The sequence below is a fragment of the Dickeya parazeae Ech586 genome (genome assembly GCF_000025065.1).
In the GTDB taxonomy this organism is placed as follows: domain Bacteria; phylum Pseudomonadota; class Gammaproteobacteria; order Enterobacterales; family Enterobacteriaceae; genus Dickeya; species Dickeya zeae.
Genome location: NC_013592.1, coordinates 907,145 through 924,424, shown reverse-complemented (window position 1 = coordinate 924,424; position 17,280 = coordinate 907,145). Strand labels below are relative to the sequence as shown.

The 17,280-nt window shown below is 55.1% G+C and carries 15 protein-coding genes and 1 riboswitch; of the genes, 9 read left to right on the top strand and 6 right to left on the bottom strand.

The window, feature by feature from the left end; all coding sequences use genetic code 11:
- The first annotated feature begins 62 nt into the window (after positions 1 to 62).
- Entirely contained in the window at positions 63 to 1,634 is a 1,572-nt protein-coding gene (locus tag DD586_RS04185; protein ID WP_012883566.1) for an FAD-dependent oxidoreductase, read from the top strand.
- Positions 1,635 to 1,678: 44 nt separating this feature from the next.
- Here the strand turns inward: DD586_RS04185 and alkB are convergent, their stop codons facing one another.
- On the bottom strand, positions 1,679 to 2,332 hold the full coding sequence (gene alkB, locus DD586_RS04180; RefSeq protein ID WP_012883565.1) for a DNA oxidative demethylase AlkB: 654 nt from the start codon (positions 2,330 to 2,332) through the stop codon (positions 1,679 to 1,681).
- A gap of 96 nt (positions 2,333 to 2,428) precedes the next feature.
- Between alkB and DD586_RS04175 the strand changes: the two genes are divergently transcribed.
- Complete coding sequence (locus DD586_RS04175; RefSeq protein WP_012883564.1) at positions 2,429 to 3,115, top strand: DNA-3-methyladenine glycosylase family protein; 687 nt, start codon at positions 2,429 to 2,431, stop codon at positions 3,113 to 3,115.
- Positions 3,116 to 3,171: 56 nt separating this feature from the next.
- On the opposite strand, the gene DD586_RS04170 is transcribed toward DD586_RS04175, so the two are convergent.
- Positions 3,172 to 3,636 (bottom strand): multidrug/biocide efflux PACE transporter, encoded by a 465-nt coding sequence (locus DD586_RS04170; RefSeq protein ID WP_012883563.1) that lies wholly within the window; start codon positions 3,634 to 3,636, stop codon positions 3,172 to 3,174.
- A 106-nt stretch (positions 3,637 to 3,742) separates the two neighbouring features.
- Between DD586_RS04170 and DD586_RS04165 the strand changes: the two genes are divergently transcribed.
- Both DD586_RS04165 and fumA read left to right on the top strand, forming a co-directional pair.
- Positions 3,743 to 4,609 carry a LysR family transcriptional regulator gene (locus DD586_RS04165; RefSeq protein ID WP_012883562.1) on the top strand — a complete coding sequence of 289 codons (867 nt, stop codon included), beginning with the start codon at positions 3,743 to 3,745 and terminating at the stop codon, positions 4,607 to 4,609.
- Positions 4,610 to 5,025: 416 nt separating this feature from the next.
- Positions 5,026 to 6,669 (top strand): class I fumarate hydratase FumA, encoded by a 1,644-nt coding sequence (gene fumA / locus DD586_RS04160; protein WP_012883561.1) that lies wholly within the window; start codon positions 5,026 to 5,028, stop codon positions 6,667 to 6,669.
- Positions 6,670 to 6,715: 46 nt separating this feature from the next.
- Here fumA and norR read toward each other — a convergent pair whose 3' ends face one another.
- Entirely contained in the window at positions 6,716 to 8,245 is a 1,530-nt protein-coding gene (gene norR / locus DD586_RS04155) for a nitric oxide reductase transcriptional regulator NorR (protein WP_012883560.1), read from the bottom strand.
- A 162-nt stretch (positions 8,246 to 8,407) separates the two neighbouring features.
- Between norR and norV the strand changes: the two genes are divergently transcribed.
- The 3 genes from norV to tehB all read left to right on the top strand — a co-directional run bounded on the left by norV (position 8,408) and on the right by tehB (position 12,083).
- Positions 8,408 to 9,892 (top strand): anaerobic nitric oxide reductase flavorubredoxin, encoded by a 1,485-nt coding sequence (gene norV, locus DD586_RS04150; RefSeq protein ID WP_012883559.1) that lies wholly within the window; start codon positions 8,408 to 8,410, stop codon positions 9,890 to 9,892.
- A gap of 9 nt (positions 9,893 to 9,901) precedes the next feature.
- Positions 9,902 to 11,098, top strand: a complete 1,197-nt coding sequence (gene norW / locus DD586_RS04145) for an NADH:flavorubredoxin reductase NorW (protein ID WP_012883558.1) — start codon at positions 9,902 to 9,904, stop codon at positions 11,096 to 11,098.
- Positions 11,099 to 11,219: 121 nt separating this feature from the next.
- Positions 11,220 to 12,083 carry an SAM-dependent methyltransferase TehB gene (gene tehB, locus DD586_RS04140; protein ID WP_012883557.1) on the top strand — a complete coding sequence of 288 codons (864 nt, stop codon included), beginning with the start codon at positions 11,220 to 11,222 and terminating at the stop codon, positions 12,081 to 12,083.
- A 133-nt stretch (positions 12,084 to 12,216) separates the two neighbouring features.
- On the opposite strand, the gene ribB is transcribed toward tehB, so the two are convergent.
- Positions 12,217 to 12,870, bottom strand: coding sequence for a 3,4-dihydroxy-2-butanone-4-phosphate synthase (ribB, locus tag DD586_RS04135; RefSeq protein ID WP_012883556.1), 654 nt, complete (start codon positions 12,868 to 12,870; stop codon positions 12,217 to 12,219).
- Positions 12,871 to 12,996: 126 nt separating this feature from the next.
- Positions 12,997 to 13,159: riboswitch (FMN riboswitch) on the bottom strand.
- A gap of 160 nt (positions 13,160 to 13,319) precedes the next feature.
- On the opposite strand from ribB, the gene ubiK reads away from it, so the two are divergent.
- Complete coding sequence (gene ubiK / locus DD586_RS04130) at positions 13,320 to 13,607, top strand: ubiquinone biosynthesis accessory factor UbiK (RefSeq protein WP_012883555.1); 288 nt, start codon at positions 13,320 to 13,322, stop codon at positions 13,605 to 13,607.
- Positions 13,608 to 13,655: 48 nt separating this feature from the next.
- On the opposite strand, the gene yjeH is transcribed toward ubiK, so the two are convergent.
- Complete coding sequence (yjeH, locus tag DD586_RS04125; protein ID WP_041164783.1) at positions 13,656 to 14,909, bottom strand: L-methionine/branched-chain amino acid transporter; 1,254 nt, start codon at positions 14,907 to 14,909, stop codon at positions 13,656 to 13,658.
- A gap of 216 nt (positions 14,910 to 15,125) precedes the next feature.
- A complete protein-coding gene (zipA, locus tag DD586_RS04120) occupies positions 15,126 to 16,070 on the bottom strand; it encodes a cell division protein ZipA (RefSeq protein ID WP_012883553.1) in 945 nt (314 codons plus the stop codon).
- Positions 16,071 to 16,292: 222 nt separating this feature from the next.
- Here zipA and cysZ point away from each other — a divergent pair, with 222 nt between their 5' ends.
- Entirely contained in the window at positions 16,293 to 17,075 is a 783-nt protein-coding gene (gene cysZ, locus DD586_RS04115) for a sulfate transporter CysZ (RefSeq protein WP_012883552.1), read from the top strand.
- Positions 17,076 to 17,280: the final 205 nt, after the last annotated feature.

Here is a 17,280-nt window from a genome sequence, read left to right as displayed (position 1 = left end):
ATACCGGACGATGCGCCAGTCTTTGGCGCGTTATTCCACGCGTAAAATAAAAGGAAAATAATATGGTTCAATACCGAAAAAAACTCCTTGCGGCTTTGTGCCTCTCGGTGCTGGGAATCACCACTGCTCAGGCATCAGGACAACCCGAGCCCGCGGCAGAACCGGCGAAAAGCGCTGAACCGGCCAAAACGGTCGACATCCCGAAAAGCGCGGATGTGGTGGTGATTGGTGCAGGTGCCGCCGGTACTGCCGCTACCATGGCGGCCGCCGAGAAAGGCGCTAGCGTCGTCTTGCTGGAAAAACAGCCCGCCGTCGGCGGCACCGGCAATTTCGCGGAAGGTATCTTCGCGGCCAACAGTTCGATGCAAAAACGTCAGGGTATCGTCGTCACGCCGGATATGGCCTTTAAAACTATCATGGAATACAGCCACTGGATGGCCAACCCGTATGTGGTGCGTACCTTCGTCAATCGCTCTGCCGACACCATCGAGTGGGTGAAATCCAAAGGCATCAAGTTTGAATACATCGGCCCCGGTGGGCCGGGCGGGATGCTGACCTGGCACGTTATCGATGGCCCCGGCCACGGTCGCTACCTGATCAAAACCTTCCATGAGCAGTTTAAAAACATGAAGGTTACGACGCTGGTGAAAACCGCCGGTAAAGACCTGGTGATGAAGGACGGCAAAATTACCGGCGTGATCGCTGAAGGCAGCGACGGTAAACCGTTCCAGATCGACACCAAAGCGGTGATCGTCGCCACCGGTGGTTACGCCAACAACAAAGAGATGCTGCAAAAATACGTCGCTATGCCCGACACCATCATGGTAGGTAACATCGGTAAAGACGGCGACGGCATCAAAATGGCGTGGAAGGCTGGTGCCAAAGAAGAAGGCATGGGCGTAGTACAGTCTTACCGCCCCGGTCTGCCGGAGTATGCCCCTAACTCCCAGATGCTGGCCGCCGCTCGCCAGCCGTACCTGTGGGTAGACAAGACCGGACGCCGCTTCACCGATGAGTCCATCGTTATCATTTGGCCGCACGCCGGTAACGCGCTGGCGAAAGCAGGTGGCGTTATGTACTCCGTCTTCGACGAGGAAACCCGCAAGCACGTAGTCAACGACGGTATCGATGTGCCGATCGGCGAATGGGTTATCGCCAATACCAAACTGGTGAAATTCGACGACGAGTTTGCCAAAGAACTCCAGAAAAACCGCGGTTTTGTCTTCAAAAGCAACAGTATCGACGACCTGGCCAAACAAATGGCCATCGACCCGGCCGTGCTGAAACGCACCATTGAAGACAACAACCGCTATGCCACCCAGAAACGCGACGAGATCTTCAACAAGAGCATGGATTATCTGCGTCCGGTGAAAACTGGCCCGTTCTATGCCGTGAAGATGATGCCAGCAGCGCTCGGTACGCTCGGCGGTGTGAAAATTAACGAGAAAATGGAAGCGGTCAGCCCGAACGGCAGCGCGGTGCCGGGCCTGTACGTGACCGGCAACGATGCCGCCGGTATGTACGGCGACACTTATGATTTGCTGTTGGGCGGCGGGACGTTCGGTTTTGCCCTCAACTCAGGCCGTATGGCGGGTGAAAACGCGCTGGAGTACATGCACTTCTCTGCGAAGTAATCATACGACGTCATGACAAGTGTCCCCCACACCGTGGGGGACACTCATACGCAGCGAAACGTCAGATTCAGGCGCACCTCATCCAATATTCCCATCGGCAACGGCCCGCGTTTTAGCGGCAAAATGGCGTGGTAACACAACCGGGACGGGCCACCCCACACCACCACATCACCGTGCATCAACGTCAGCCGCTGGCAAGGGTCGCTACGTTTCATGCCACCGAACAAAAACACTGCGCTCAACCCTAATGAAACGGACACAATCGGCTGGCGTAAGTCCAGCTCGTCTTTGTCCTGATGCAACGACAGTTTCGCACCAACGGCGTAGCGGTTAATCAGGCAGGCATCGGGCGTAAAGTCGTGATATCCCGCCTCGCGTGCCGCGGCCTGAGACAACTGCAAGAAACAAGCGGGCATAGCAGGCCAAGGCTGACCACTGAGCGGGTCCTGCGCGCTGTAGCGATAGCCGTGCTCGTCGCTCACCCAGCCTAGCGGCCCGCAATTACTCATCGCCACCGACATGGTATGCCCGCCCGGTGTCACCATATGCCGAAACGGCGCTCGTTGCGTCACCGTCTCCAGCGCAGCCAGCAACACATCGGCCTGTGGCCAGGCAAAACCGCGCAACACCACCGCACCGGGTGCCAGCGTTTCATTCCGGCGCTCTGGCGGCTCATCGGCAAACAGTTCAAAATTCATGCGCAAACCTGTTTAAATAACCAGTATAATTGAGTATATCTCTCTTAGCGGAACATTGCCTGCTGGAATACATCGCCAACCATAAGGAGCCACCCTATGACGCCATCGCCCCTCCCGTTCAACGAACCTCAGGCTCTCGCCCATTTGTCCGCCATTGATGCGCACTGGGCACGATTGATAGACGGCGTCGGTCATATCCGCTTTGAAAGCCGACCGACACGGGAACCTTACGAGGCGCTAATCCGGGCGGTATCCAGCCAGCAACTCAGTAACCGTGCCGCCGCCGCGATCATCAGCAAGCTACAGCAACGTTTTGACGTGGGAGACGGCGGCTTTCCATCCGCTGAACAACTGGTGGCGTGCGAACCGGAAGTCTTGCGCCAGTGCGGTTTTTCCGCCCGCAAAATCGACACGGTGAAGGACATTGCACAGGGCGTACTGAGTGGATTGGTACCCGCCAGAACGGCAGCGGAACATCTGGATGACGATACGCTGATTGAACGCCTTTGTACCTTGAAGGGTATCGGCCGCTGGACGGTAGAAATGCTGTTGATCTCCACCCTGGAGCGGATGGATATCATGCCGGTGGACGATCTCGGCATCAAACAGGGGTTTCGTTACCTGTATCGCCTGGAGCAAGACCCAACGCGCAAAGCGATGCTGGAGATGAGTGAGCCTTGTCGCCCCTATCGCACACTGGCAGCCTGGTATCTGTGGCGTATCCCTCATATGCCGGATTACGCCGAATACCGGGCGTCACTGCGTCAGTCGACCGACGGATGAAAACGGACCCGAAGCAAGGAGAAAGCAAACGCTCACTCTTCTGCTTCGGGTGCCGACTAGCGTCCCTGTACCGCTGGGGTTAGCAGACGCTCACGCAACAGGTCGTACAGCCAGTTGTAGGCCATGGTGTACGGCAGGAAAAACAAGAAGAAGCCGATTTCCACCATCAGTGCCTGCCACAACGTAATATTCAGCATCCAGGCTGCCAGCGGCAAACCAAACAGAATAAAACCACCTTCAAAACCCAACGCATGCCCTGCGCGCACCCATACGCCACGTCTCACGCGGCTGACCGGCCACAGGCGATCAAACACGCTGTTGTACACCACGTTCCAGACCATTGCCACGCTGGATAGCATAATGGAGAGCACCCCGACCTGCAGGATGGAGCGCTCCAGTACCCACGCCCCTATCGGCGCGCAAATCAATAACGCCATCACTTCAAAACCCACGGCATGCACTATCCGTTCACGCCAGGATTTTGACGGATGATGTCCTGTTTGCTGAGTATTCTGTTGCATAAATTCCTCCTACTGATAGCGCAGTAGCGCTGATGGATTGCTATTTTCATCGAAATAACCAATAGTGATAAATTAGAATCCATCTAAAAAATCGATAGAGGCAGCGATGCGTTATTCTCCTGAATCACTGCTGGCGTTCATCGCCACGGTGAATACTGGCTCGTTTTCCGCCGCCGCACGCCACCTGCAAAAAAGCCAGTCCACCGTCAGTACGGCGGTGGCGAATCTGGAAGCTGACCTGGGATTGCAGCTGTTCGACAGGGGGGGGCATCAGCCGGTGCTGACGGATGAAGGACGTAAGGTACTCAGTCATGTGAAAGCGATTCTATCCGCCAGCGAAGCGTTGGACGAACTGGCAATCCGGCTGGCGGATAAAGTCGAGCCACGGCTCACCTTCGTGTTATCGGACACCTGGCAGTGCCGTCACTATCACCCAATACTGCAACGCTTTGCCGTGCGGTTTCCCGACGTGGAATTCGAATGTCTGATTGCGGAAGACGAAGACGTGGTGGAACTGCTGCAATCTCAACGCGCCCATGTTGGCGTATTACAAGCGCAGGCACATTACCCTATCGACATTGCGGTATCCCGGTTGCAGGTGAAAACCGAAATGGCGGTCTATGTCGCCCGCACGCATCCGCTGGCGCAGCAGACTCAGGTAACACAGGAACAACTCGCCACGGTACGCCAGTTATGTCTGCATACTTACAGCCAGCGGGAACGCCCACAAACGGAAAGCGCCAGTTGGTCAACGCCGTCGTACCTGATGCTGTTAGAAATGGCGCAACAAGGATTTGGCTGGAGCACGCTGCCGCGCTGGCTGGTAAACGAATACGCGCAGAATCAGTTGGTGGAGCTACCGCTGCCGGGCTGGCCGCGGCAAATTGAAGTGGATATCGCCTGGTCCCGCCCCTCGCCCCCCGGCCCGGCGGGACTGTGGCTCATCGATACCTTGCTCGAACAGCGCGAATAATAAAATCAACATACCGGCAAGGTGATGTGTACCCTTATTTATTCAATGGGTATTTATCACCCAGGCACATTGCACTTAATTAATTTAAATAAATGACTTAATATGGCGCCCGTCATGTCACGATTATCAATATCAACATCCCGTTTCTGTCTGCGATATATTTTCGACGAAAACATGACGAAGATAAAAATAATGTGACTTGTCAGCGTGGTACTCCCCGCCATAAAGCCATAGTATGTGAGGTGGTATCCCTCAATAGGCGCACAACTGGCGCAAGTTAAGGAATATCAACCACGTTTATTGCTTTTGTCGTCGTGCCAAAGACGACGGACACAACAATAAGACCGGCACAAAAGCCTTAGGCGGAAATAAGACCCGATAAATCACTCAATTATGCGGCTGCAAGTGAGAAGAAAATGTCGAATAAACCGTTTTATTACCAAGATCCGTTTCCATTAGCGAAAGATAAAACCGAATACCGTTTGATCAGCAGCGACTTTGTTTCTGTTAGCCAGTTTGAAGGCCAGGATATTCTCAAAGTTGACCCGCAGGGGCTGACCTTGCTGGCACAACAGGCATTCCACGACGCCTCTTTCCTGCTGCGTCCTTCCCACCAGCAGCAGGTCGCCGATATTCTGCACGACCCAGAAGCCAGCGAAAACGACCGTTATGTCGCCCTGCAGTTCCTGCGTAACTCCGAAATCGCCGCCAAAGGCATCCTGCCGACCTGTCAGGATACCGGGACCGCCATTATCGTCGGTAAAAAAGGCCAACGCGTGTGGACCAACGGCAACGACGCCGAAGCACTGTCGCGCGGTGTATACAACACCTTTATCGAAGACAACCTGCGCTACTCCCAGAATGCGGCGCTGGACATGTACAAAGAGGTCAACACCGGCACCAACCTGCCAGCGCAGATAGACCTCTACAGCACCGAAGGGGATGAGTATAAATTCCTGTTCGTCACCAAAGGCGGCGGTTCCGCCAACAAAACCTATCTGTATCAGGAAACCAAAGCGCTGCTGTCACCGGGTAAACTGAAAAACTATCTGGTAGAAAAAATGCGTACGTTGGGTACCGCGGCTTGCCCGCCGTACCACATTGCCTTTGTCATCGGCGGCACTTCAGCAGAAACCAACCTGAAAACCGTGAAACTGGCCTCCACCCGCTACTACGATGAATTACCGACCGAGGGTAATGAACACGGTCAGGCGTTCCGCGATGTAGCGCTGGAGCAGGAACTGCTGGAAGAAGCCCGTAATCTGGGGCTTGGCGCCCAGTTCGGCGGTAAATACTTCGCGCACGATGTGCGGGTGATCCGTCTGCCGCGTCACGGTGCCTCCTGCCCGGTAGGGATGGGCGTGTCCTGCTCGGCGGACCGTAACATCAAAGCCAAGATCAACCGTCAAGGTATCTGGCTGGAACAGTTGGAAACCAACCCCGGCAAATACATTCCGGAACACCTGCGTCAGGCTGGCGAAGGTGAAGTGGTGCGTATCGACCTGAACCGCCCGATGGCAGACATCCTCAAAACGCTGTCGCAATACCCGGTTTCCACTCGCCTGTCGCTGAACGGCACCATCATCGTGGCGCGCGACATTGCGCACGCCAAGCTGAAGGAACTGCTGGATAACGGCGGTGAACTGCCGCAATACGTGAAAGATCACCCGATCTACTACGCAGGCCCAGCCAAGACGCCGGAAGGCTACGCGTCTGGTTCACTCGGCCCAACAACCGCTGGCCGTATGGACTCTTACGTTGATCTGCTGCAATCCCACGGCGGCAGCATGATCATGCTGGCTAAAGGCAACCGCAGCCAGCAGGTCACCGACGCGTGTCATAAACACGGTGGCTTCTATCTCGGCAGCATCGGCGGCCCGGCAGCCATTCTGGCGCAGAACAGCATCAAGAGCCTGGAGTGTGTGGAATACCCGGAACTGGGTATGGAAGCTATCTGGAGAATCGAAGTGGAAGACTTCCCGGCCTTCATTCTGGTGGATGACAAGGGCAACGACTTCTTCCAGGTGATCCAGTCACAGAAATGCACCCGCTGCGGCTGATGACTCGTTAAGCCTGTGCTTCAAACCCCGGCCATGCCGGGGTTTGTTATTTTATCCCCAGCCGTTTTGCCATCCTGTGTAAATTGCCGCTGTCTACCGCCAGCTCGCGGGCACAGGACGACCAGTTACCCTGATGCCGCGCCAGCGTGTCGCTAATCACCTGTCGTTGGTAATGCTCTGTAGCATCCCGCAGGCTGACGCCACGCCACGACGGCGCGGTATTCTCCGCGTTAGCAGGATGAGGCTCATCGGGCAGCACACCATCCAGATTCAAGTGTTCCGGCCGTAAGACAAGATCGCCGCTCGTGCCGCCTGCCCGCGCGACAATCGTCGCCCGATAGATGACATGCTCCAGCTCGCGCACGTTCCCCGGCCATGGATAACGCACCAGCAACTGGGTCGCTTGCGGCGATAATGACAGGCGTTGCAACCCGAGTCTGGCCCGGCTGCGTTCACAGAAAAAACCGGCCAGCAGCGCAATATCCTGACCACGCGCACGCAGCGGCGGCACCGACAGCGGAAACACGCTCAGTCGATGGAACAAGTCGGCGCGGAAAGTCCCCTCCTGCACCGACTGCTTTAAATCCCGGTTGGTCGCCGCCAGCACACGCACATTCACTTTCAGGCTGCTGTCGTCACCCACGCGCTGCAAATCGCCGTATTGCAATACCCGCAGCAGCTTGGCCTGTAAGGTCAACGACAGTTCGCCGATTTCATCCAGAAACAGCGTACCGTTATCCGCCAGCTCAAATTTACCAGTACGATGATGGATCGCGCCGGTAAACGCCCCTTTCACGTGGCCGAACAGTTCGCTTTCCGCCACTGACTCCGGCAGCGCGGCACAATTCAGATACACCAGCGGGCGGTCTGCACGCCGCGATCCCTGATGAATGGCCCGCGCCACCAGTTCCTTGCCAACCCCGGTTTCCCCCATGATCAGCACGTTAAGGTCGCTATCGGCCACAATCGCCACTTCTTTTTTCAGTTGCTGCATGGGCGCAGACAACCCCACCATCTCGTCAGCATTTGCCTCTGCCATCGGCGCGACATCCGGCAGTGGTGCTACGGTCTGGCGCTCCAGTTGTTCCATCAATAACGCATTACTCAGGGCTACCGACGCCATCGCGCCAATCAGCCGTAGCTCTTCATCACTGAAATGATCGAACTGGTGTGGATCCATCCCGTCAATGGTCAATACACCAATCAGCGAATGGTGAGCAAACAGCGGCAGGCCCACGCAGGCGTGCACTTTCAACGCTTCCTGACCGGGGATCAGGCCATCGTAAGGGTCGGGAAGCTGGCTGTCCGCAGGGAACCGCACCACATCACCAGCCCGGGCTATCGCTTCCAGACGCGGGTGCTCGGAGAGCCGAAAACGCCGCCCCAGCACGTCCGGTGCCAGCCCATCGGTTGCCAGCGGGCGCAGCAACTGACTTTCATAACTCAGCAAAGCGGCAGCATCACAGCAGAGTAATTGGCGCAGGCTGTTGAGCAGGCGTTGAAAACGGTCGCGGGTTGAAAGCCCTTGCTGCAACTCAATAGCAATGTGCGCAAAGGCATCTATCGATAGCGTCATGGTGTGTCTTTTTCACAAATGAGTGTCAAAAAGACATTATCCGGTTATTGTCATAATGACAAAGGTTATTTTTAAAATCATTAAAAATCAAAAAGATAAAACATGGCACGGCCTGTGCTATGACATGGCAACGACCTTTACTACGTTCACTGGAGTATGACGATGTCTATTCATGTTAAAAATAACATTCACTGGGTTGGCCAACGGGATTGGGAAGTTCGCGACTTCTACGGCACTGAATACAAAACGCTGAAAGGCAGTAGCTATAACAGCTACCTCATCCGGGAAGAAAAAACGGTGTTGATCGACACCGTTGATCACAAGTTCAGCCGTGATTTTGTCCAGAACCTGATGGCGGAGATCGATCTGGCGCAGATCGACTACATCGTCATCAACCATGCCGAGGAAGATCACGCCGGGGCACTGAGTGAGCTGATGGCCTATATCCCCAATACGCCGATTTACTGCACCCATAACGCCATCGACTCGATTACCGGTCATCACCATCATCCTGAATGGCATTTCCACACCGTCAAAACCGGCGATTCGCTGGATATCGGCAACGGCAAACAATTGGTGTTCATCGAAACACCGATGTTGCACTGGCCAGACAGCATGATGACCTATCTGAGCGGTGATGCGGTCCTGTTCAGTAATGACGCGTTTGGGCAGCACTACTGCGACGAACACCTGTTTAATGATGAAGTCGATCAGGGGGAACTGTTCGAGCAGTGCCAACGCTACTTTGCCAATATCCTGACGCCGTTCAGCCGTCTGGTCACCGCCAAAATCAACGAAGTGCTGGCGTTTAACCTGCCGTTATCGATGATCGCCACCTCCCACGGTGTGGTATGGCGCAATGACCCGGCGCAGATCATTCACCACTATTTGCGCTGGGCCGACAGCTATCAGGAAGATCGCATCACGCTGTTCTACGACACCATGTCCAACAATACCCGCATGATGGCGGATGCCATCGCTCAGGGGATCCATGATGTCGATCCGGGTGTCGCCGTCAAAATCTACAATGTGGCCCGCCATGACAAAAATGAAATTCTGACGCAGGTATTCCGTTCCAAGGGTGTGCTGGTGGGTTCTTCCACCATGAATAACGTGATGATGCCGAAAGTGGCCGCCATGTTAGAAGAGATCACCGGCCTGCGTTTTCAGAACAAGAAAGCCTCTGCCTTTGGTAGCTACGGCTGGAACGGCGGCGCGGTTGATCGTATCCAGACCCGGCTGATGGACGCGGGTTTCGAGACCACGCTGTCGCTGAAAACCAAATGGCGTCCGGATGGGTCTGCGCTGGCAATTTGCCGGGAACATGGTCGTGAAATTGCCCGCCAATGGGCGCTGCATCCGTTAACCGTATCACCGGTCACCACCGATATCAGCCCCACGCCGGTAGCGGCCGACACCGGCATATCAGCAGAGATAACCGCCGCCTCCCCGTGTGCCTGTAGCAGCGCCTCTGAGCCGCAGTATAGCGGGCGCATGCAATGCAGCGTATGCCAGTGGATTTACGACCCGGCTATCGGTGAACCGATGCAGGACGTGACACCGGGCACCCCCTGGTCTGATGTACCGGACACCTTCTTATGCCCCGAATGCAGCTTAGGCAAAGACGTGTTTAACCCCATCAACTAAGGAACGGCCATGTCTGATAAGATCATTTCTGATGAAACCATTTCTTATGAAACCATTGTTGTCGGGGCAGGCTTTGCTGCCCGGCAATTGATTAAAAGCCTGCGTAAGCAGCACGCTCACTGCCCTATTCGCCTGATCACCGCCGACAGCGGCGACGACTACAGCAAGCCGGAGCTCAGCCATGTGTTCAGCCAGCAGCGCCGTGCCGACGACCTGACACGCATGCGTGCCGCGCACTTTGCCGAAGAACAGCGGATTACCCTGCTGGCACATACCGCCGTCACCGCTATTGACGCCAGTCGACGCCACGTCATCTGTGGTGACAGGCAGTATGATTACCACACACTGGTGTTGGCCACTGGCGCCAGCGCTGTGCTCCCACCGATTCTCGGCCATGAATGGATGCTGACGCTCAATAGCCAGCAGGAGTATCGTCAGGCAGAAATTCGCCTGATGCAGGCAACGCGCATTCTGGTAGTCGGCGCAGGGTTGATCGGCAGTGAACTGGCGATGGATATGGCGCAAGCCGGTAAACACGTCATGGTGGCGGATCGGGCATCGCATCTTCTTTCCGGTCTTCTGCCTGTCGAACTCAGCGCCCGCCTGCAAACCACATTGCTGCAACAAGGGGTGGAATTACTACTCGGCACTGAGCTCCAACAGGTGGAAAAAACCGAGGCTGGCCTGCGCGTGACGTTGGTGTCCGGCCGCACACTGGTGGTAGATGAAGTTATCTCCGCCATCGGGCTGCGTGCCAATACCGAGCTGGCCGCAGCGGCAGGCCTGTCGGTAAACCGTGGTATCGTCACCGACAGCCAGTTACGCACCTCTGATCCGCATATTTACGCGTTGGGAGATTGCGCTGAAATTAACGGTAAACTGCTGCCCTTTTTACAACCGATCCAGTTAACCGCCAGCATCGCGGCTAACAGTATTGCCGCGCGCCTCACCACGGAAATCCACCAGCAGCAGCGGCAAGGAGAGCAGCCACTCGCCCTGCCCGCGATGCTGATAAAGGTAAAAACGCCGCTGTTTCCGTTACAACTGGCGGGGGAAACACAAAACCCGGCGCTCACCTGGCACCTCATCGCCGATCATGGCGGCATCGTGGCAAAGGGAATGGTAGAGGAACAGTTGCGGGCCTTTGTTGTCGGCGGCGACCGCATGAAAGAGGCCTTCCCACTGCTACGACAACTGTCATCATGATGGTGTCTCCAGCGACCGCCCGGCGGTCGCCTTGCCATTTCATGCATTTATAATACATATTTCTGGTCACACTACTGCGTGATTAATAGAATGGAAAAAGACGAGAACGTACGAGGTCCCTATGCAAGAACTGATTTGTTATAAACAGATGCCGGTATGGAACAGCAATACACTGCCTGCGGCGTTCCAGGAAAAACACAACACCAAAGAAGACACCTGGGCAAAACTGGAAATACGACAGGGCGAACTGACGTTCGAACTGTTGACGGAACAAGGCGAAGTCACAGAACGCTTTCAGTTTTCACCGCAGCAGCAACCACCTTATATTGAACCGCAACGCTGGCACCGCATTGCCGCGTTTTCCGACGACCTGCAATGCCAGCTCAGTTTTTATTGCACGGCGGAAGATTACTACCACAAAAAATATGAGCTGACGCGCACCCACTCGGAAGTTGTCAACGCGATGCGTTATATCCAGCTGGGAAAAGCACTGGACCTGGGCTGTGGCGGCGGGCGTAACGCACTCTACCTGAACCTGAAAGGCTTTGAGGTTACAGCCTGCGACAAGAACGCCATGAGCATTGATAAGCTCAACCAGATAATCGCGGATGAGTCACTCAACGGGATCGACGCGTTCGTCCACGACATCAATCAGGCCGATATTCGCCATCAGTACGATTTCATCCTGTCGACAGTAGTATTTATGTTTCTGGATCGTTCCTGCGTCCCGGCTATTATCAGCAACATGCAGGAACACACGGTCGCCGGAGGCTATAACCTGATTGTCGCCGCTATGTCCACCGACGACTTCCCCTGCCCGCTGCCATTCTCGTTCACTTTCGGGCACAACGAATTGCACGACTATTATCGTGACTGGGAAATAGTGAAATACAACGAGGATGTGGGGGAACTGCACAAAACCGACGCCGACGGCAACCGTATCAAGCTGCGCTTTGCCACGCTGCTAGCCCGCAAACCAGCCTGAACCCGGCATCTGAAAAAGCCTGCACCTGAAAAAGGCTATGCCTGAAAAAGCATCTACCTGAAAAATACATACCTGAAAAAACAGGGCCGGAAAACCGGCCCTGTTTCAAAAACGTGATAGTGTCTGGCGACAATCAGCTGGCTTTACGTTCAGCCGCCTGGCGGTAAGCCACCAGATCTTCGATAGTCAGCACTGGCATATTGTGCTGTTTCGCAAAGGTGATCACTTCCGGCGCATGCGCCATGGAACCATCGTCATTCGTCAGTTCGCACAGCACACCGAACGGTTTAAACCCTGCCAGACGCATTAAATCCACCGTTGCTTCAGTATGACCACCACGCGCCAGCACGCCCCCCGGCTGCGCACGCAGCGGGAACACATGACCAGGGCGATTCAGATCGCTCGCACGGGCATCATCGGCAATCGCGGTACGAATGGTTGTCAAGCGATCGGCGGCAGAAACCCCAGTGGTGACGCCTTCAGCCGCTTCGATAGTCACGGTGAACGCAGTCTGATAATGGCTGGAGTTATTTTCCACCATCATCGGCAGTTCCAGCTTCTGGCGGCGTTCTTCAGTAAGACACAGGCATACGATACCGCTGCCGTGGCGAATGGTCAGCGCCATTTGCTCAACGGTCATGGTTTCGGCGGGGAAAATCATATCACCTTCATTTTCCCTGTCTTCATCATCCAACACCATGACGCCACGGCCTTGACGCAATGCATCCAGCGCACGTTCAACGCGTTCGACAGGTGTACCGAATTCGGAAAGTAAAGTCTGATTCATGGTAAAAAAACCTCATTGTTAGTATGGATTACCAGAATCAGGGCGAACTTGAGGAGTCGTTTTTGCACTGAGTAAACAGACAAAAACGCAAAAAATAACGCGGGCAGGCGTTAGCCTGTCAGAAACCGTTACTCTCTCCCATCCGGACTATAACCGTCGGCCCCGGAATTACACCGGATCTGCTGACCTCAAACCATGCAGTCTGAGCGCTCGCGGGCTTCCAGCTGACCTTAAGGCCACATACTGGTTTACCGCCGGTGGGGAATTACACCCCGCCCTGAGAATAAGCAGGATTACTATAGCGCTAACCGAAGGGAGGGGCAATCACTAACCCCGCTTATGGATCGCAAAATTTATCGAATGAAAATGACTTTTTGTTTATACCGTGCGGGTCAGGCATTACACTTGATGTATATCCACCCTTTCGTCAAACAGTTCAGGAAAGTGTCATGATTGACCCGAAGAAATTAGAGCAGATTGCCCGTCAGGTGCAGGAATCCATGCCGAAAGGCATCCGGGAATTTGGCGAAGACATGGAGAAGAAAATCCGTCAGATCTTACAATCTCAGTTAGGAAAACTGGATTTAGTCAGCCGTGAAGAATTCGACTTACAAACCCAGGTATTGCTGCGTACTCGCGAAAAACTGGCGCTGTTGGAACAGCGAATGAGCGAGCTGGAAGCAAAAGTCGCAGGCCGCGAAACAGCGGAACAACAACCGCCTGCCGACGCTCAGTAACGCAACGATCTGCTCGATGCCAGACAGGGCCTGCGCTCCTGTCTGGTTTTATTCAGTGGCGATAGCAGCACGTCTTACCGGCAACACCAGCCATAGCACCGTCAGCATCCCTAACGCATACAGCGATTTCCAACCGAGCGTCAGCAGCAACGCTACGCACAGTACGCTCCCGATGCTTGCCATCACACGGGAACGGCCATGTAATAGCCGCCATCCTGCCAGCATACACAGCAGGTAAATCAAAATAAAAATGCCGTTGGCGTAAACGATCAGTTCAGATAACGGCAGTTGCAGCCAGTAAATCAACAGGCAGCAGAGCAGGCAGCAGGCCACCACCAACGATAACGCATTCACCGGCGCGCGTGCGGTGGATAAACGCGCCAGTCGGCTCCCTTCCGGAGCCTGTGACCACACGAGCCGGGCAAAACCCTGGGTATAAATATTCACGCTGGCGAAACAGGCGAGGTAGCCGACAATGCAAGCCAGCCACAAGGCATGCTCGCCAAACAACCGCACCACTATGCCCGGCAGCGATGCCGTAGCGGCCTGATGGGGACCGTAAGCCCCGAAATGCAAAACGGCGACAGTACATCCCCAATAAACGGTACCGGCCAGCAACATACCTATCAGCAGTGCCCGCGGGAAATCACGCTCGGGTGATTTGAATTCCGTTGCCAGATGCGCAAAGGCTTCCAGCCCGACGAAACACCAGAACATCACCGCCAGCGCATCCAGCATCTGTGCGCCGTTAATCTGCGTAAGCGCAGGCCACGGAATCTGGGACGGCGCAATCTGCCCTTTCCACCAGATTGCCGCCACCAACAGCACCACCAGTAAGGCAATCAGCGTCTGAATGGTGGCGCTGGAACCGGCGCTGCGTATTCCCAGTAGCCAAATCGCCGCCAGCGTCAGCAATTGCACCAGCAGTAACCCGTCGGCACTCAACCCAAAAGCAGCCTGCCAGAACCCGGCCGCAATCTGCATCGCCGCTGGCAACCCCACCGGGATTACCGACAGGAACAACCATCCGGTCACCCGCGCCAGGCGAGGCCCAAACGCCAGCTTCACAAAATGCGCCGCCCCACCGGCATTCGGGAAGTGCCTTCCCAGCGAGGCAAAGGCAATCGCAATCGGAAACACCAGGGCAATCAGCAGCGGCCAGGCCCACAAGCTATCACCACGCGACTGCTCCGCCACCAGAGCTGGCACAGCAAACACGCCGGTTCCCAGCAGCGAGGTTGATAGCAACCCGATACCCTGAACCAGTCCCAACTCCTGTTTTAACGTATTATTGCCGCTCACTGTCTGTACCTTATCGCCAGCCGGTAGGTTACCAGCCGACACTGCCACACGAAATGCGCTCGTTACGGAGACGACGCGATAGAGCGCGCAGAAAAACCACGCGATGAAAGTCATACTTGATAAAAGTCATGCCCGATGGACGTAACACGCGATAAAAGCAAGAAGCCCCCGTAAACGGAGGCTTCTGATAAGCGCTGATATCACAACACACGGCCGTTATTCGCTCTGAGCGCTGTTTGCTTTGAGCACATCGCGAATACGGGCTTTATAGGCTTCCACTTTCTGTGGTGTCATCAGACGGCGTTCGTCATCCAGCACTATGCCGCCCACATCGTCAGCGATACGCTGAGCGGACTGCAGCATCAGCTTGAAGTTCTGACTGGCATCGCCATAAGACGGCACCATCATGAAAATCGACACACCCGGCGTGGTAAATTCAGACATCGCATCCACATTGAATGAACCGGGTTTGACCATGTTAGCCAGGCTGAACAACACCGGCCCACTGCCTGCCGGGTTAACATGCCGATGAAAGATGTTCATTTCGCCAAACTGGAAACCTGCCTGTAACACGCTTTGCAACAGCACTTCACCACCAATCACGCCGCCCTGATGAGCCGCTACGTGCAAAACCAGCACGATTTCTTGCTGCGGTATCGGCTGTGAAGCCACCGGTGCTTCAGACACCGGTTCAGCATGAGGGTGATGGTTAACGTCAGGTACCGACTCTTCAGCTCTCTGCTCCGGAACACGCTGCACCGGTTCTGTCGGCTGGGGTTGGGAAGCGGGTTGCTGATAGCGAGGCTGCGGTTCGGCATACGGGGCAGCAGGCTGATGCGACGGCGCTGGCGGCTCAACCTCATCCAGCAGCGGATCGTAAACGCTCGGCTCCTGGCGGAAGGTCGCGTCAAAACGATCACCCGCCGCGTTGCCGGACGGTGTATGTTGCTGACGGCGAGAGGACGTTACCCGCACTTCACCCACCCCATCATCAATGTCTTCCAGCGGGGTATCATCACGCTTTGGCTTCAGGCGTTTTACCGGACGATCGCGGAAAAGGGACGAGCGCTCCTTACGGCTTGTCCAAAGACCATGCAGTAACAGTGCTATAATTGCGATCGCGCCAACGACAATCAAGATCAGACGCAGGTCCTGCATCATTGCTATCCCAGTTATTCCAATACATTGCCACTACGGCAAATACACATACCTCTAACTGTATTTGCCTGTGTACTCAAGTGCAAGTCTGTACACTAGTTTATGATAATAAAGATCGACTGCGGGCATTTTTTTGCCGTTTTTTCAGGCAAATCGCAGCTAGCCAGCCGAAATTCATCCCGATATGATGCCCTAACCTGCCTACCATAAGGTGAGAACCGCCCCATGTCCTACACGCAACACCTTGATCCCAAACACAGCGGCCTGCATTATTTTCTGAAAGGCTGGCAACTGCTTTCTCTGCCCGGTATCCGTCGTTTTGTCATTCTTCCCATGCTGGTGAATATCCTGCTGATGGGCGGTGCTTTTTGGTGGCTTTTTCGCCAGCTTGGCACCTGGATCCCGCAGCTAATGACCCATGTGCCGGAGTGGCTGCAATGGCTAAGTTACCTGCTCTGGCCGCTGGTGACACTCTCCGTCTTGCTGGTTTTCAGCTATTTCTTTAGCACCCTTACCAACCTGATCGCCGCGCCGTTCAACGGCCTGCTAGCGGAGCAACTGGAAGCCCGGCTGACCGGCCAGCCGCTACCTTCCAGCGGCATGCTCGATATCGCCAAAGACGTGCCGCGCATCATGCGACGCGAACTGCAAAAATTGGCCTATTATTTACCCCGTCTGCTGGTGTTACTGCTGCTGTATTTCGTACCCGGCATCGGTCAGACGGTCATTCCGGTGGTGTGGTTTTTGTTTGGCGCCTGGATGCTGGCAATCCAATATTGCGATTATCCGTTCGATAACCACAAAGTCGGCTTTGCCACCATGCGTAAGGCGTTGCGGCAAAACAAGCTGGCAAATCTGCAATTCGGCGCGCTGGTCAGCCTGTTCACCATGGTGCCGGTGCTGAACTTGTTGATCATGCCGGTTGCTGTCTGCGGCGCGACCGCCTTGTGGGTCGACCGTTACCGCCATCTTTCCAGCACACTGCCCCGGCACGGACACGGAAAGTAGAACCAGTGACGCTACGATGTTCTATATCTATGGACTACCTCCGTTTTGCAAGTACTGAATCTGGTTTTGGGTTGTTGCTTACATCTATCCGGCATCAGGAAAATCTGTGCCCAAATGGGTAATCCGCACACAATCGCCTCAACAACTGGACGGCCTCTGGGGCCAGTATAAAAATCAGGCTCCGATTGTGTAGGTGCAACCTGTC

What these genes read in the sequence shown, in the direction of transcription:
- DD586_RS04185 (WP_012883566.1), top strand. Translation starts at nt 63, where the DNA reads ATGGTTCAATACCGAAAAAAACTCCTTGCGGCTTTGTGCCTCTCGGTG.
- alkB (WP_012883565.1), bottom strand. Translation starts at nt 2,332, where the DNA reads ATGAATTTTGAACTGTTTGCCGATGAGCCGCCAGAGCGCCGGAATGAA.
- DD586_RS04175 (WP_012883564.1), top strand. Translation starts at nt 2,429, where the DNA reads ATGACGCCATCGCCCCTCCCGTTCAACGAACCTCAGGCTCTCGCCCAT.
- DD586_RS04170 (WP_012883563.1), bottom strand. Translation starts at nt 3,636, where the DNA reads ATGCAACAGAATACTCAGCAAACAGGACATCATCCGTCAAAATCCTGG.
- DD586_RS04165 (WP_012883562.1), top strand. Translation starts at nt 3,743, where the DNA reads ATGCGTTATTCTCCTGAATCACTGCTGGCGTTCATCGCCACGGTGAAT.
- fumA (WP_012883561.1), top strand. Translation starts at nt 5,026, where the DNA reads ATGTCGAATAAACCGTTTTATTACCAAGATCCGTTTCCATTAGCGAAA.
- norR (WP_012883560.1), bottom strand. Translation starts at nt 8,245, where the DNA reads ATGACGCTATCGATAGATGCCTTTGCGCACATTGCTATTGAGTTGCAG.
- norV (WP_012883559.1), top strand. Translation starts at nt 8,408, where the DNA reads ATGTCTATTCATGTTAAAAATAACATTCACTGGGTTGGCCAACGGGAT.
- norW (WP_012883558.1), top strand. Translation starts at nt 9,902, where the DNA reads ATGTCTGATAAGATCATTTCTGATGAAACCATTTCTTATGAAACCATT.
- tehB (WP_012883557.1), top strand. Translation starts at nt 11,220, where the DNA reads ATGCAAGAACTGATTTGTTATAAACAGATGCCGGTATGGAACAGCAAT.
- ribB (WP_012883556.1), bottom strand. Translation starts at nt 12,870, where the DNA reads ATGAATCAGACTTTACTTTCCGAATTCGGTACACCTGTCGAACGCGTT.
- ubiK (WP_012883555.1), top strand. Translation starts at nt 13,320, where the DNA reads ATGATTGACCCGAAGAAATTAGAGCAGATTGCCCGTCAGGTGCAGGAA.
- zipA (WP_012883553.1), bottom strand. Translation starts at nt 16,070, where the DNA reads ATGATGCAGGACCTGCGTCTGATCTTGATTGTCGTTGGCGCGATCGCA.
- cysZ (WP_012883552.1), top strand. Translation starts at nt 16,293, where the DNA reads ATGTCCTACACGCAACACCTTGATCCCAAACACAGCGGCCTGCATTAT.